14 protein-coding genes are annotated in these 13179 nt (G+C 75.1%); 10 read left to right on the top strand and 4 right to left on the bottom strand.

The features are described 5' to 3' along the window. Nucleotides 1-20: 20 nt before the first annotated feature. A complete protein-coding gene (locus R2737_03210; GenBank protein ID MEZ5115257.1) occupies nt 21-1439 on the bottom strand; it encodes a magnesium chelatase in 1419 nt (472 codons plus the stop codon). 92 nt (nt 1440-1531) lie between these two features. Between R2737_03210 and R2737_03205 the strand changes: the two genes are divergently transcribed. After that, on the top strand, nt 1532-2833 hold the full coding sequence (locus R2737_03205) for an FIST N-terminal domain-containing protein (protein MEZ5115256.1): 1302 nt from the start codon (nt 1532-1534) through the stop codon (nt 2831-2833). After that, nucleotides 2826-3788 (top strand): ROK family protein, encoded by a 963-nt coding sequence (locus R2737_03200; GenBank protein ID MEZ5115255.1) that lies wholly within the window; start codon nt 2826-2828, stop codon nt 3786-3788. The genes R2737_03205 and R2737_03200 overlap by 8 nt, the downstream gene beginning before the upstream one ends. Before the next feature lie 10 nt (nt 3789-3798). Here the strand turns inward: R2737_03200 and R2737_03195 are convergent, their stop codons facing one another. Further along, nucleotides 3799-5256 (bottom strand): cytochrome P450, encoded by a 1458-nt coding sequence (locus tag R2737_03195; protein MEZ5115254.1) that lies wholly within the window; start codon nt 5254-5256, stop codon nt 3799-3801. A 60-nt stretch (nt 5257-5316) separates the two neighbouring features. On the opposite strand from R2737_03195, the gene ilvA reads away from it, so the two are divergent. The 5 genes from ilvA (at nt 5317) to R2737_03170 (ending at nt 9842) form a co-directional block, all read left to right on the top strand. After that, entirely contained in the window at nt 5317-6537 is a 1221-nt protein-coding gene (gene ilvA / locus R2737_03190) for a threonine ammonia-lyase (GenBank protein MEZ5115253.1), read from the top strand. 71 nt (nt 6538-6608) lie between these two features. Beyond that, complete coding sequence (locus tag R2737_03185) at nt 6609-7442, top strand: hypothetical protein (GenBank protein ID MEZ5115252.1); 834 nt, start codon at nt 6609-6611, stop codon at nt 7440-7442. Continuing rightward, on the top strand, nt 7439-7822 hold the full coding sequence (locus R2737_03180) for a DUF2089 domain-containing protein (protein ID MEZ5115251.1): 384 nt from the start codon (nt 7439-7441) through the stop codon (nt 7820-7822). Before R2737_03185 ends, R2737_03180 begins: the two co-directional genes overlap by 4 nt. A gap of 134 nt (nt 7823-7956) precedes the next feature. Further along, on the top strand, nt 7957-8967 hold the full coding sequence (locus R2737_03175; GenBank protein ID MEZ5115250.1) for an ATP-binding cassette domain-containing protein: 1011 nt from the start codon (nt 7957-7959) through the stop codon (nt 8965-8967). Between the two features lie 2 nt (nt 8968-8969). Continuing rightward, nucleotides 8970-9842 (top strand): ABC transporter permease, encoded by an 873-nt coding sequence (locus tag R2737_03170; GenBank protein MEZ5115249.1) that lies wholly within the window; start codon nt 8970-8972, stop codon nt 9840-9842. A gap of 7 nt (nt 9843-9849) precedes the next feature. On the opposite strand, the gene greA is transcribed toward R2737_03170, so the two are convergent. Both greA and R2737_03160 read right to left on the bottom strand, forming a co-directional pair. Continuing rightward, nucleotides 9850-10338 carry a transcription elongation factor GreA gene (gene greA / locus R2737_03165; GenBank protein MEZ5115248.1) on the bottom strand — a complete coding sequence of 163 codons (489 nt, stop codon included), beginning with the start codon at nt 10336-10338 and terminating at the stop codon, nt 9850-9852. A 135-nt stretch (nt 10339-10473) separates the two neighbouring features. Next, complete coding sequence (locus tag R2737_03160) at nt 10474-10965, bottom strand: DUF4307 domain-containing protein (protein MEZ5115247.1); 492 nt, start codon at nt 10963-10965, stop codon at nt 10474-10476. 142 nt (nt 10966-11107) lie between these two features. Here R2737_03160 and mca point away from each other — a divergent pair, with 142 nt between their 5' ends. From mca to R2737_03145, 3 genes are read left to right on the top strand one after another with little or no spacing between them, the layout of a single operon-like run. Next, on the top strand, nt 11108-12079 hold the full coding sequence (gene mca, locus R2737_03155; GenBank protein MEZ5115246.1) for a mycothiol conjugate amidase Mca: 972 nt from the start codon (nt 11108-11110) through the stop codon (nt 12077-12079). Next, nucleotides 12076-12408, top strand: a complete 333-nt coding sequence (locus tag R2737_03150) for a hypothetical protein (GenBank protein MEZ5115245.1) — start codon at nt 12076-12078, stop codon at nt 12406-12408. The genes mca and R2737_03150 overlap by 4 nt, the downstream gene beginning before the upstream one ends. Next, nucleotides 12405-13172: an SURF1 family protein gene (locus tag R2737_03145; protein MEZ5115244.1), complete on the top strand. Its 768-nt coding sequence runs from the start codon at nt 12405-12407 to the stop codon at nt 13170-13172. The genes R2737_03150 and R2737_03145 overlap by 4 nt, the downstream gene beginning before the upstream one ends. Nucleotides 13173-13179: the final 7 nt, after the last annotated feature.

Raw genomic sequence — 13179 nt, 5'->3', positions numbered from 1 at the left:
GGACGGCGGCGAGCGCCGGGTCAGCCACCGGCGCCGCCGTACACGCTGCGACCGGCGACGTCGTCCTTGGTGATGCGCCGGGTCAGGTAGAGGCCCTCCAGCGCCAGCTCGACGCAGGCGGCGACCAGCCCCGGCGACTCGCCGGCGTCCGGTTCGACGGCCGCGACCAGTCGGCCCAGGCCCTCCAGCGGCCCGATCTCGTCCAGCAGCGCGGTCGCGGGCACCAGGTCCCCGGTGACCACGGTGCCGCCCTCGTCGAAGCGGTCGATGAGGGCGGCCAGGTCCACGCCGCCGAGCCGGCTGCGGAACGTCTCCGCGACCGCGCGGCGCAGCAGGTGCTGCAGCACCTCGACCTCGCGGCCCTCCTCGCTCACCTCGAACTCCACCTTGCCGCGCAGCGTGGGGACGACGCCAGGCAGGTCGCACACCCGGGCTACCGGCTCCTGCTCCCCGGTGATCGCCGCGCGGCGCAGCGCGGCACCGGCCAGCGACTCCGCCGCGGCGACGGCGAACCGCGCGGACACCCCGCTGCGCTGGTCGACCGACGGCGACTCGCGGACCAGCCGGGTGAAGCGGGCCACGGTGTCCAGCAGGTGCTGCGGCACCAGGGCGGGCAGTTCCGCCTCCTGGCGTACTAGGTCGACCTCGTCCTCGACCCGCAGCGGGTAGTGGGTGCGGATCTCCGCCCCGAACCGGTCCTTCAGCGGGGTGATGATGCGCCCGCGGTTGGTGTAGTCCTCGGGGTTGGCGCTGGCCACCATCAGCAGGTCGAGCGGGAGCCGGAGCGTGTAGCCGCGGACCTGGATGTCGCGTTCCTCCAGCACGTTCAGCAGCGCGACCTGGATGCGCTCGGCCAGGTCGGGCAGCTCGTTGACCGCGAACACCCCCCGGTTGGTGCGGGGGACCAGCCCGTAGTGGACCGTCTCGGGGTCACCGAGCGTGCGGCCCTCGGCGACCTTCACCGGGTCCACGTCGCCGATCAGGTCGCCGACGGACGTGTCCGGCGTCGCGAGCTTCTCGCCGTAGCGCTCGCTGCGGTGCCGCCAGGTCACGGGCAGGGCATCCCCGAGCTCGCCGGCCAGTCGCCGGCAGCGGGCGCACACCGGCACTCCGGGGTCGTCGTTGATCTCGCAACCCTCGACGACGGGGACCCACTCGTCGAGCAGCCCGACCAGGCTGCGGATCAGGCGGGTCTTGCCCTGGCCGCGCTCGCCGAGCAGCACCACGTCGTGGCCGGCGAGCAGGGCCCGCTCCAGCTCGGGGCGCACCGTGTCGTCGAACCCGACGATGCCGGGGAAGGGGTCCGCGCCGCGCCCCAGCCGCTGCAGCAGGTTGTCCCGCACCTCCTCCTTGACGGTGCGGTGCCGGTGCCCGGACTCGCGCAGCGCGGCGAGCGTGCGGGGCAGGTCGGGTGGAACCGGGGGAGCGACGGCCGTCATGCGCCGACGGTACGTCCGATCCCGGCGGCGCGCCCCTGCTGTTCGCCGTGGGCGAGCCCCTTCGGGATGCCCGGTGCGTCAGGATGGGGAACGTGGACGAGCGGGCCGCAGCGGGTGCCGGGGACGGCCGTACCCGGGTGGCCGACGGCCTCGTCATCGGCGACGACGTGGTGGCGTCGGCCACGGAGGCGGCCCGAGCGGCGCGCGACGGCCTCGGCGGGGGAGCCCCCGACCTGGCGTTCGTCTTCGTGTCGGGGGCCGAGCCGCCCGATGCGGCGGCCGCGCTGAGGGCGGCCGCGGGCGAGCTGGACGCAGCGGCGGTCGTGGGGTGCGACGCGCACGGGGTGATCGGCGGCGGCGTCGGGGTCGAGCGGGTTCCCGCGGCCAGCGTGTGGGCGGCCCGGTTGCCCGGGGCCCGCGTGGACACGTTCACCCTCGACACCCGTGCCGCGGAGGACCTGGTCGTCGTCGACGGCGTCCCCCACCGCGCCGAGGACGACGTCGTGGCGGTCCTGCTGGTGGACCCCTGGACGTTCCCCGCCGACGCGTTCTTCGCTCAGCGGGACAACGGTTTCGAGGGGCTACCGGTGATCGGCGGCTTCGCGTCGGGGTCGGCGACCCGGGGTGGCACGCGGCTCCTCGTCGACGGCCGGATCCGCGAGCGCGGTGCCGTCGGGGTCGTCCTCGGCGGCGACGTGGCCGTGCAGACGATGGTGTCGCAAGGCTGCCGCCCGATCGGCCCGCCCATGACGGTGACCGCGGTCGACGGGCCGGTGCTCCTCGAGCTCGCCGGCTCGACCGCGCTCGCCAGCGCGCGGGCGGTCGTGGAGTCGCTGCCCCGGGAGGAGCAGGCGCTGGCCGTCCGCGGGCTACACCTGGGGATCGCGATCGACGAGTACGCGCCGACGCACGCCTGCGGGGACTTCCTGGTGCGCGGCATCGTGGGCGTCGACCAGGACCGCGGCGGCCTGTCGGTGGGCGAGGTGCTGCCGGTGGGCAGCACGGTGCAGTTCCACCTGCGCGACGCCGACGCGGCCGACGACGACCTCACGACGATCCTGGACTCCGTACGCGACCGGCTGGGACCGAGCGGGCTGGCCGGGGCGCTGCTGGTCTCGTGCAACGGGCGCGGCCGGTCGATGTTCCCCACGGCGGACCACGACGTGGCGGAGGTGCGCCGCGTCCTGGGCGGGGTCCCCGTCGCGGGTTTCTTCGCCGCCGGGGAGATCGGCCCCGTCGGCGGCCGCACCCACCTGCACGGCTTCACCGCCTCGATGCTCGCGTTCCCCTCCGGCGAGCGGCCGCCGGGGCACATCGAGGCGGCGCGGCCGAGCGTGGCGGGGATGTCGCAGGAGCAGATCGACGCCGAACTGCGCGAGCTGCTCGATGGCTGAGGTCGTCCTCGGGATCGACATCGGCGGGACCAAGCTGGCGGCGGGGGTCGTCGATGCGGACGGGACCGTGCTGTCCGTCGGTCGCCGCCCGACGCCGGCCGCGGACGGCGAGCGGATGTGGGCGGAGATCGTCGCGCTGCTCGACGAGGTCGCCGCCGGTGCTGCCGTATCGCCACCGGACCTGGTCGGCGTGGGCGTGGGGTGCGGTGGGCCGATGGAGTGGCCGGCCGGCCGGGTGTCGCCGCTCAACATCACGGGGTGGCGCGGTTTCCCGTTGCGGGACAGGCTCATCCAGCGATACCCGGGTGTTCCTGTGCGCGTCCACAACGACGCGCTCTGCCTCGTCGTCGCTGAGCACTGGCGCGGGGCCGGGCGCGGGCTTGACGACATGCTCGGGATGGTGGTGTCGACCGGGGTCGGCGGCGGACTGATCCTCGGGGGGCGGCTGGTGGACGGCGGCACCGGCAACGCCGGGCACGTCGGGCACCTGGTGGTGGACCCGCACGGGGTGCCGTGCGCGTGCGGAGGACGCGGCTGCCTGGAGGCCTACGCCCGGGGCCCCGCGATCTCCGCGTGGGCGCTGGAGCTGGGCTGGGTGCCCGGTGCCGCTAGAGGCGCGGCCGGCGCGGAGGCCACCGCGGTGACGCTGGCCGCCGACACGGCCGCAGGTGATCCCATCGGGGCCGCGGCGTTCGCCCGCGCCGGTGAGGCGGTCGGCATCGCCGTCGCGTCCGCCGCCGCGCTGCTGGACATCGACCTGGTGGTCATCGGCGGCGGCATCTCCCAGGTGGGGGAGCCGGTGTTCGGCCCGCTGCGCGAAGCACTGTCGCGGTACGCCGGGCTGGAGTTCACCCGCCGCGTGCGGGTCGAGCCGGCCGCCGGCGGGCAGGCCGCGGGCGTCCTGGGCGCCGCCGCCCTCGTCCTCGCCGGCGACCGCTACTGGAACGCGGACTGACCGCGACCGGTCAGGCGCGGCGGTGCAGGACCGCGGGCATGCCGTACTTGGGGCGCAGGGTGACGGCCGGGCGCACGTCCACCGGGTGGCCCGGAACGGTCTCGGGTGCCCAGCGCTGCGCCAGCGTCGCCAGGACCAGGACCGCCTCGGTCAGCGCGAACTGGTCGCCGATGCATCGCCGGTTGCCCCAGCCGAACGGGAACCACGCGCCGCGCGGCTGTCCGGGGGCGGACTCGTCGTACGCGCCGTCCGCGCCCAACCAGCGCTCCGGCCGGTAGGCCAGCGCCGAGTCCCAGAACCGCGGGTCGCGGTGCAGCACCCACTGGCTGGCCAACACCTGCGAGCCGCGAGGGATCAGCCAGCCGTCGGCCTCGACGTCGGCGACGAGGCGGCGGCCGAGGGTCCATGCCGGCGGGTACAGCCGCAGCGACTCGGCCACGACCGCGCGGGTGTAGGGCAGTCGGGCGACGTCGTCCACCGTCGGCGCGGCACCGGCGAGGACGCCATCGAGCTCGGCGTGGAGCGCGCCCGCAGTCGCGGGGTGCGTGGACAGCAGCCACCAGGTCCAGGTGAGCAGCATCGCGGTGGTCTCGTGCCCGGCCAGGACCAGCGTGACGACCTCGTCGCGCAGCTGGGTGTCGGTCATGCCGACGCCGTCCTCCCGGGCTGCGACCAGCATCGACAGCAGGTCGCCGGTGTCGCCGGACTCCCGGTGCTCCTGCACCATCCGGGCGACCAGCGCGTCGAGGTCCGCGGTCGCCCGGTCCATCCGGCGCCGCGGGCGGATCGGCAGCCGCATGAACGTCTCCGCCCCGGGCAGCAGCAGGACGGGGAAGGTCTCCAGGACTTCGTCCAGCGCATGGCCCACCTCGCGGGCCTTGCCACGCAGGTCGGTGCCGAACAGGGTCCGTCCGACGATGTCGAGGGTCAGGGCACTCATGTCGACGGCCAGGTCCACCCGCCGGCCCTCGGTCCACCCCGCCTCGTGCGCGAGGGTGGCCTCGACCATGTCCTGCGCGTACCGGGCGATCCGGTTGCGGTGGAAGGCCGGCTGGACCAGGCGGCGCTGGCGCAGGTGGTGCTCGCCGTCCGCGGTGAGCAGCCCGTCGCCGAGGACCGCGCGGGTCTGCTGGAGCGCCCGTCCCTTGATCGTGTCCCGGGCGTGGCTGAGGTAGACCTCGGCGACGGCGTCGGGGTGGTTGAGGAAGTACAGGTGCTCCGGCCCGACCCGCAGGTAGGCGATCCGCGGGTGGCGGCGGGCCAGCTCGGTGAACACGTCCGTCGGGGGCTTGCGCGTCAGCACCAGCTGGCGCCAGGCGTCCAGCCCCCGCGGCCCCGGCGGTCGCGGGACGTTGGCGGGCTGCGGCTCGCCGCGGGCGGCCCGGGTCGCCGCGCGTGCCTCACGCCAGCGGGCGGCCGGGTCGCTCGCCGTTCCGGGCTCGGGTCGCTGCGTCAGCGGGGTGCTCACGGCATCCGTTCTACGCCGTCGGGGCCCCGCCCGCGAGGGGCGGGGGGGAGGATGCGCGGTATGGACGCCGAGCCGGACCCGGTGACGTTGGACGACGTGCTGGCCGCGCGGGACGCGCTGCGCGGCGTGATCCGCGAGACCCCGCTGGCCGGGGCCCGCTGGCTGGACGATCGCGTCGGCGGCCCGGTGCTGCTCAAGGCGGAGAACCTGCAGCGCGCGGGCTCGTTCAAGATCCGCGGCGCCTACACCCGCATCTCCCGGCTCGGGCCGAACCTGCGCGCCCTCGGCGTGGTCGCGGCGAGTGCGGGCAACCACGCCCAGGGCGTGGCCGTGGCCGCCCAGATGCTCGACGTGCACGCCACGGTCTTCATGCCCGAGGGCGCAGCGATCCCCAAGGTGCAGGCCACCCGCGGCTACGGGGCGGAGGTCCGCTTCCACGGCCACTCCGTCGACGAGGCGCTCGTCGCCGCCCGCGCGTTCAGCGAGGAGACCGGGGCGGTGCTCATCCACCCCTTCGACCACCCGGACATCGTCGCCGGCCAGGGCACCGTCGGCGTCGAGATCCTCGAGCAGCTGCCCGACGTCCGTACGGTCCTCGTCTGCACCGGCGGCGGCGGCCTGCTCGCCGGCACGGCGCTGGCCGTGAAGTCGGTGCGGCCCGACGTGCGCGTGGTCGGCGTGCAGGCGTCGGGCGCGGCGGCGTACCCCGGCTCGCTGGCTGCCGGCCACCCGGTCCCCGTGACCGGCATGCACACGATGGCCGACGGCATCGCCATCGGCCGGCCCGGCGACGTCCCGTTCACCCTGGTGCAGCGGTACGTCGACGAGATCCGCACGGTGTCCGAGGCGTCGCTGTCCCGGGCCCTGCTGCTCCTGCTGGAGCGGGCGAAGCTGGTGGTCGAGCCGGCCGGGGCCGCGGCGGTCGCGGCGATCCTGGACGACCCCGCTGCGTTCGAGCCGCCGGTCGTGGCGGTGCTGTCCGGCGGCAACATCGACCCGCTGCTGCTGCTGCGCGTCATCCGGTTCGGGCTGGCGTCGGCCGGGCGCTACCTGTCGCTCGCCGTCCGGATGCCCGACACCCCCGGCTCGCTGGCGCAGCTGCTGGTCGAGCTCGGCGACGCCGACGCCAACGTGCTGGAGGTCGAGCACGTGCGGACCGAGCCGACCCTGGCCGTCGACGAGGTCGAGATCGTGGTCCAGGTCGAGACCCGCGGCCCGGACCACCGCGACGAGCTACTGCGCCGGCTGGTGGACCACGGCTACGAGGTCCGGGCCCACTAGAAACGACAACAAGACTCTCATTATCGAAAGTCGAATTGACAGAACGGCAACTCCGGGGTCACCCTGGCGGCATGACCGAGTCACTGCGTTCCCTGCTCGAGTCCGTCGCCGCCGGTGCGGTGTCGCCCGCCGAGGCCGCCCGCCGGCTGGAGGACGGCACCCCCGCCCCGGTGGCCCCGGACGGCTCCGCCGCCACCCCGCCGCACCCCTCGACGGCCACCTCCACCGCGACGCCCACCCGGGTCGCGATCCGCGGGTCCCACCTGCGGCTGCGGGTCGAGGCCGACCCGGCCGTGGCGGTGGTGTCCGTCACCGGGCCGCACCGCATCGTCCCCGAGGGGGACACCCTGCGCGTCGACGCCGGCGCCTCGCAGGACGCACCCGCGGCCGACGGCTACCGCGTCGACGAGCGGATCCCCACCTGGCTGAGCTGGCTGCCCAAGGTCACCGACCGCGGCACCCGGGTGGTCGTCCGGGTCAATCCCGCGCTGGCGGTCGACCTGGACGTGATCGGCTCCTCCGCGGAGGTGACCGGGCTGCGCGCGGCCCTGCGCGCGCGGGTGAGCAGTGCCTCGCTGCGGGTCGCCGACCACCGCGGCCCCGTCGACCTGGCCGGGACCACGGCCGGCATCGACGTCGAGGCGCTCCTGGACGCGGGCGAGTCCCGGGTCGTGTCGGAGCTGTCGTCCGCCACCGTCCGGCTGCTGCCGGGCTCGGACGTGGAGGTCCGGGCCAGCGCCGACCTCGGCACCGTGAGCGTCAAGGACCGTCGGGACGACGAGGTCCCGACGGTGCCGGCCGACGGCGACCTCCCGGTGACGACCCGGACCGCGCGCGTCGGATCGGGCGCCGCCACCCTGCGGGTCGAGGCCCGCCTCGGCGCCGTCGCGGTGGTGCTCCCGTGAGCCCGTCCGCGGCCTCGCACCGGCCGCCGCGCAGTTGCCCGGTGTGCGCCGAGGAACTGGTCGTGACCGCACTCGGCTGCCCGGAGTGCGGCACCGGGCTGACCGGCGTCTTCCGCGCCTGCCCGTACTGCGGGCTGGATGACGACGACCTCGAGGCCCTGCGGGTGTTCCTGGTCTCGCGCGGCAACATGCGCGAGCTCGCCGCGCACCTCGGGGTCTCGTACCCCACGGCACGCCAGCGCTACGCCGACCTGCTGGCCCGGCTCGGGCTGGAGACCACGTCCGCGGACGAGGCCCGCCGCGCGCGCGAGCAGGTGCTCGCGGACCTGGCGTCCGGGGCCATCGACGTCGACGAGGCCGAGCGGCTGCTCGGCGGATAGGACGAGGCCGAGCGGCTGCTCGGCGGGTGGCCGGCCCGTGACGCCCTGTGCCCGTCGGGGGCTCCGCCGCATTCCCCTTGGCCGATGTCGGACCGCCGGGCTAGCGTCGCGCCCACCCGGAGGAAGGGACCGCCATGTCATCCACCCCTGTCATCGCGGCAGAGGGCCTGGTCAAGAAGTTCGGCGACGTCGTCGCCCTCAACGGCCTGGACCTGCGCTGCGAGCAGGGCACCGTGCTCGGCGTCCTCGGCCCCAACGGGGCGGGCAAGACGACCGCGGTGCGCATCCTCACCACGCTGCTCAACGCCGACGCCGGTCGGGCGACGGTGGGCGGCTACGACGTCACGAAGGACCCCGACGCGGTGCGTCGCGTCATCGGCGTGACCGGCCAGTACGCGGCCGTGGACGAGTACCTCACCGGCTGGGAGAACCTGCGCATGTTCGGCGGGCTCTACCACCTGCCGCCGGCGTACGTACGGGACCGGTCGCGGGAGCTGCTGGACAAGTTCGACCTGTCCGACGCGGCCGACCGGCCGGTACGCACCTACTCCGGGGGCATGCGGCGCCGGCTCGACCTCGCGGCCAGCCTGGTCGCCAAGCCGGACATCCTGTTCCTGGACGAGCCGACCACCGGCCTGGACCCGCGGTCGCGGCTGGACCTGTGGGGCGTCATCGGAGACCTGGTCGCGGAGGGGGCGACGGTCCTGCTGACCACGCAGTACCTCGACGAGGCCGACCAGCTCGCCGACAACATCGTGGTGATCGACCACGGCCGGGTCATCGCCGAGGGCACGTCGGACGTGCTGAAGGACCAGGTCGGCGGCGACCGGGTGCAGATCACGGTCCGGGACCGGGCCCGCGCCGACGACGCGCGCACCGCCCTGTCCGGCCTGGCCACCGGCGAGATCGTCGTCGACGCGGAGGACGGGCGGCTGTCCGTCCCGGTGTCCGGCGGCTCGACGGTGCTGGTGAGCGTGGTCCGCGAGCTGGACGCCACCGGCATCGAGGTGGACGACCTGACCCTGCGGCGACCGACGCTGGACGACGTGTTCCTGGCGCTGACCGGGCACGTGGCCGAGGAGGAGCCGCCCGCCGCCGAACCCGCGGCCCGCGACCGACGCGGTGCCGGGACGAGGGGAGCCTGACCATGGCCGCCACCACCCCGCACGTCGCCTCCGCCGTCGCCCCGATGCGGCGCCCGTGGTTCGGCTGGGCGCTGCACGACGGCCTCGTCGTCGCCCGCCGCAACCTGATCCAGACGATTCGGGTGCCCGAGCTGCTGTTCTTCTCGCTGGTGCAGCCGGTCATCTTCGTGCTGCTGTTCGCGTTCGTGTTCGGTGGCGCGATCCCGGTCCCGGGCGCCGACCCGGCGACGGTGCCGACCGACGACATCTACCGGCAGTACCTCATGCCCGGCATCTTCGGCCAGACCGTCGCGTTCGCCGCGGCGTCGTCCACCGTCGGACTCGCCGAGGACATGCACAAGGGCCTGATCGACCGGTTCCGGGTGCTGCCGATGGACCCCGGCGCGGTGCTGTTCGGGCGCACGCTGGCCGACGCCACCCGGCAGATCCTGGTCCTGGCGGTGCTCAGCGTCACCGGCTACCTGGTCGGCTGGCGGATCAACGACGGGCTCCTCAACGCGGCCTTCGCGTACGCGCTGCTGCTGCTGTTCGCCTACACGGTCGCGTGGATCGGGGCGTGGATCGGGCTGTACATGCCCAACCCGGAGACGGCGAACACGGCGGGGCTGGTCTGGCTGTTCCCGCTGACGTTCCTGTCCAACGCGTTCGTGCCGATCACGTCGATGCCGGCCTGGCTGCAGACGTTCGCGGCGTGGAACCCGATCTCGGCGCTCGTGCTGGCCTGCCGTGAGCTGTTCGGCAACCCCACCGGGATCGTCACCGACCAGTGGCCGATGCAGCACCCGCAGGCCTACACGATCATCTCGTGCCTGGTGCTGATCGCGATCTTCGCGCCGCTGGCCGTGCGCCGCTACCGCCACACCACCAGCCGCTGAGCAGGCGTCAGCCGGTGTAGGCCTCGACCTTGAGGATCTCCACGGTCATGTCCTTGCCGTTGGCCAGCGAGTAGGTGGCGGAGTCGCCCACCCGGCGGCCGAGCACCGCGGACCCCAGCGGCGACGTCGGCGAGTAGACCTCGAGCGAGGCGTGCGCGGCCTCCTCGCGGGAGCCGAGCAGGAACGTCTCCTCCTCGTCGAACGACGGGAAGCGCACCGTCACCACCTTGCCCTGCGCCACCTCGTCGTGGTCGGCGTCGGGGGCCCCGATCTGCGCGTGGTCGAGCAGGTGCTTGAGCTGCCGGATGCGGGCCTCGTTCTTGCCCTGCTCCTCCTTGGCGGCGTGGTAGCCGCCGTTCTCCTTCAGGTCGCCCTCCTCGCGGGCGGCCTCGATCCGCTTGGTGATCTCGCCCCGGCGCGGTCCCTCGCGGTCGGCCAGCTCGTCCTGCAGCCGGTCGTAGGCCTCCTGGGTCAGCCAGGTCACGTGCTCGGTCACGGCGGTCCTCCTGCGCGGCGTACGCGGTCTCGTCGCGGGTCGGGTCGGTCGGCACGGTGGTACCGGGGCTCGTGCCGTCGAGGGTAACCGCCGGGGGCCGGTGCTGCCGACCGCGTCGGGCGATGGCTGGTCGGTCTAGGGCTGGCCGGTCTGCGGCTGGTCGGTCCACGGCTGCTCGGGGGGGACCACCCCGGCGGGGAACTGCGGCGGCGCCACCCGCACCGGCGGCTCCCCGGCGGCGCACTCCAGCACCTCCGCGGTGTACGCGGGAGCGACCGTGCGCATCCGGTAGGTCGTCTGCCGATAGGACGACCCCGGCGGCAGCTCGGCCACCGCGTAGCCGACGTCCGCCCGGCTGACGTCCTGCGCCCGGAGCACGCAGTAGACCGTCGCCGACTCCGGGCCGCGGACCTCGAAGGTGATGTCCACGCGCTCCGCGGACACGTCCCGCCAGGCCAGCAGCTTCGAGGTCACCGGCGGGTTCGCCAGCCGGTAGCCGAGCACGCCCAGCGCCACCACCAGCGCTCCGACCACGACGGCGAGCACGGCCAGCCCCCAGCGCGGGCCGCTGCGCACGCCGTAGCGGGCCCGCAGGTGCGGCGGCAGCGCGGTGTCGGGGACGGGCACGCGCCCAGTCTCCCGTCCCGGCCCCGTCCCGCCGTCCCCGGGCCCGGCGGGGTCGCCGGACCTGCGGTCGTGGGACCCTAGGCGTCGCCCGCGGCGCCGCGGGCCACCGTCCCCCGACCAGAGCGAACCCCGGGAGCCCGTCGTGTCCGAGCCCGCCCCGCGGCTCCGGCTGATGGCCGTGCACGCGCACCCCGACGACGAGTCCAGCAAGGGCGCGGCGTCGACGGCGCGCTACGTCGCCGAGGGGGTCGAGGTCCTCGTCGTCTCCTGCACCGGGGGTGAGCGCGGGGACGTCCTCAACGCCCGGGCCCAGGCCGAGGTCGACGAGCACGGCCTGCCGGAGGTGCGACGCCGGGAGATGGCGGCGGCGGCCGAGCTGCTCGGCATCCGGCACGCCTGGCTGGGCTTCGAGGACAGCGGCTGGCCGGAGCCGGACGCCGAGACGGGGGAGAAGCCGCCGCTGCCGGACGGCTGCTTCGCCGCGCTGCCGCTGGAGACGGTGTCCGAGCCGCTGGTCCGGCTGGTCCGCGAGTTCCGACCGCACGTCGTCACCACGTACGACGAGCACGGCGGCTACCCGCACCCGGACCACATCCGCTGCCACGAGGTGAGCGTCGAGGCCTTCGAGGCGGCCGGGGATCCCACCCGGTACCCGGGGACCGGCGACCCGTGGCAGCCGGTGAAGCTCTACTACCACATGACGTTCCACAAGGCCCGGGTGCTCGCGCTGCACGAGGCGATGGAGGGCGCCGGGCTGGAGTCCCCGTACGCCGACTGGCTGGCGCACTGGGAGGACCGCGAGCACGACGCGGAGCGGCTGACCACGCTGGTGCCGGCCGCGGACTGGTTCGACGTGCGCGACGCCGCGCTGCGGGCGCACGCGACGCAGATCGACCCCGACGGGCGCTGGTTCGCAGTGCCGATGGAGATGCAGCGGCGGGTGTGGCCGACCGAGGACTACCAGCTGGCGAGCACGTACGTCGACGTCGACCTGCCGGAGGACGACCTGTTCGTCGGGCTGCGGGACGAAGATCCGGACGCGGTCGCCGAGCGGGCCCGCACCCGCGGCAGCGCCCGGCACCTCGGCGCGCGCCGGGTGGACGGTGTCGCATGACCGGGCTGGTCGCGCAGGTCGCGGTCGCGCTGGCCGGGCTGGGCGGCGAGGACTCGCCGTCGCCGACGCCGGTGACGCCCGACGCCCCCCCGATCGACCCGGAGCGCGTCACCCCCGGCATCCTCGGCCTGATCTCCTTCGTGTTCCTGGTCGTGGCGGTCTGGCTGCTGTACCGCTCGATGCGCAGCCAGATGGCGAAGGTCCGGCCGGACCTGCCTGGCGGCCCGGAGGACCCGGACCAGCCCCCGGACCAGGACGGGCCCCCGGGCGCGGGCCAGCCGCCGAACTCGGGCCAGCCCCCGAAGTCGCCGCCCCCGAAGTCGCGGTGAGGCGCACCCTCCTCACCCGCCGCTGGCTGGGGCTGACCGCCCTGGCCCTGGTCGCCGTGGTCGCGTTCGCCGCGCTGGGCACCTGGCAGTGGCAGCGGACCCAGGACATCCTCGAGGCCGAGCGCGCCGCCTCCCGGCTGCCGGTCCCCGTCGAGCAGGTCGCGCCGGCCGGCGAGCCGCTGCCCGGGGTGTCGGTGGGGCGGCCGGTCACCGCGACCGGGCGCTACGCCGCCGACGGCCAGCGGCTGGTCGCCGACCGCGGCCTGGACGGCCGGGCCGGCTCGTGGGTGCTCACCCCGCTGCTCCTCGAGGACGGGACCGCGGTCGCGGTGGTGCGCGGCTGGGTGCCCGAGATCGGCACCGAGGCCGAGCAGGTGCCGGCCGGGTCGGTCGAGGTCACCGGCGTGCTGCAGCCGGAGGAGGCGTTCTACGCCGAGGGCGGGACCCGGGCGGACGGCCGGCTGACCCGGATCTCGTCCGACACCGTCGCGCCGCTGGTGACCGGCGACCTGCGGTCCGGCTACGTCATGCTCACCGGCCAGCGGCCGGCGTCGGATCCCGCCCCCGTGCCGGTGCCGCCGACGGTCGTCACCGCCGACGTGCCGTTCCCGCTGCAGAACTTCTTCTACGCGTTCCAGTGGTGGTTCTTCGCCGCGTTCGTGGTCTTCCTGTGGTTCCGCTGGCTGCGGCTGGAGGCCCGCGAGCGGGCCGAGGAGGCGCAGCCGGCACCCGCCGCGGCCGAGGCGCCCCCGTCGGCGGGTTAGCCTGGTC

This window comes from Candidatus Nanopelagicales bacterium (assembly GCA_041393815.1).
GTDB lineage: Bacteria > Actinomycetota > Actinomycetes > S36-B12 > JAWKJK01 > JAWKJK01.
Note: the sequence above shows the minus strand (reverse complement) of the source record. Positions and strands in the feature narration are given on the sequence as shown.

Bases quoted from the DNA above. Each gene is read 5' to 3' on its own strand.
- R2737_03170 (MEZ5115249.1), top strand. From the start codon at position 8,970: ATGGCCGCCACCACCCCGCACGTCGCCTCCGCCGTCGCCCCGATGCGG.
- R2737_03185 (MEZ5115252.1), top strand. From the start codon at position 6,609: ATGACCGAGTCACTGCGTTCCCTGCTCGAGTCCGTCGCCGCCGGTGCG.
- R2737_03200 (MEZ5115255.1), top strand. From the start codon at position 2,826: ATGGCTGAGGTCGTCCTCGGGATCGACATCGGCGGGACCAAGCTGGCG.
- ilvA (MEZ5115253.1), top strand. From the start codon at position 5,317: ATGGACGCCGAGCCGGACCCGGTGACGTTGGACGACGTGCTGGCCGCG.
- R2737_03175 (MEZ5115250.1), top strand. From the start codon at position 7,957: ATGTCATCCACCCCTGTCATCGCGGCAGAGGGCCTGGTCAAGAAGTTC.
- R2737_03150 (MEZ5115245.1), top strand. From the start codon at position 12,076: ATGACCGGGCTGGTCGCGCAGGTCGCGGTCGCGCTGGCCGGGCTGGGC.
- R2737_03210 (MEZ5115257.1), bottom strand. From the start codon at position 1,439: ATGACGGCCGTCGCTCCCCCGGTTCCACCCGACCTGCCCCGCACGCTC.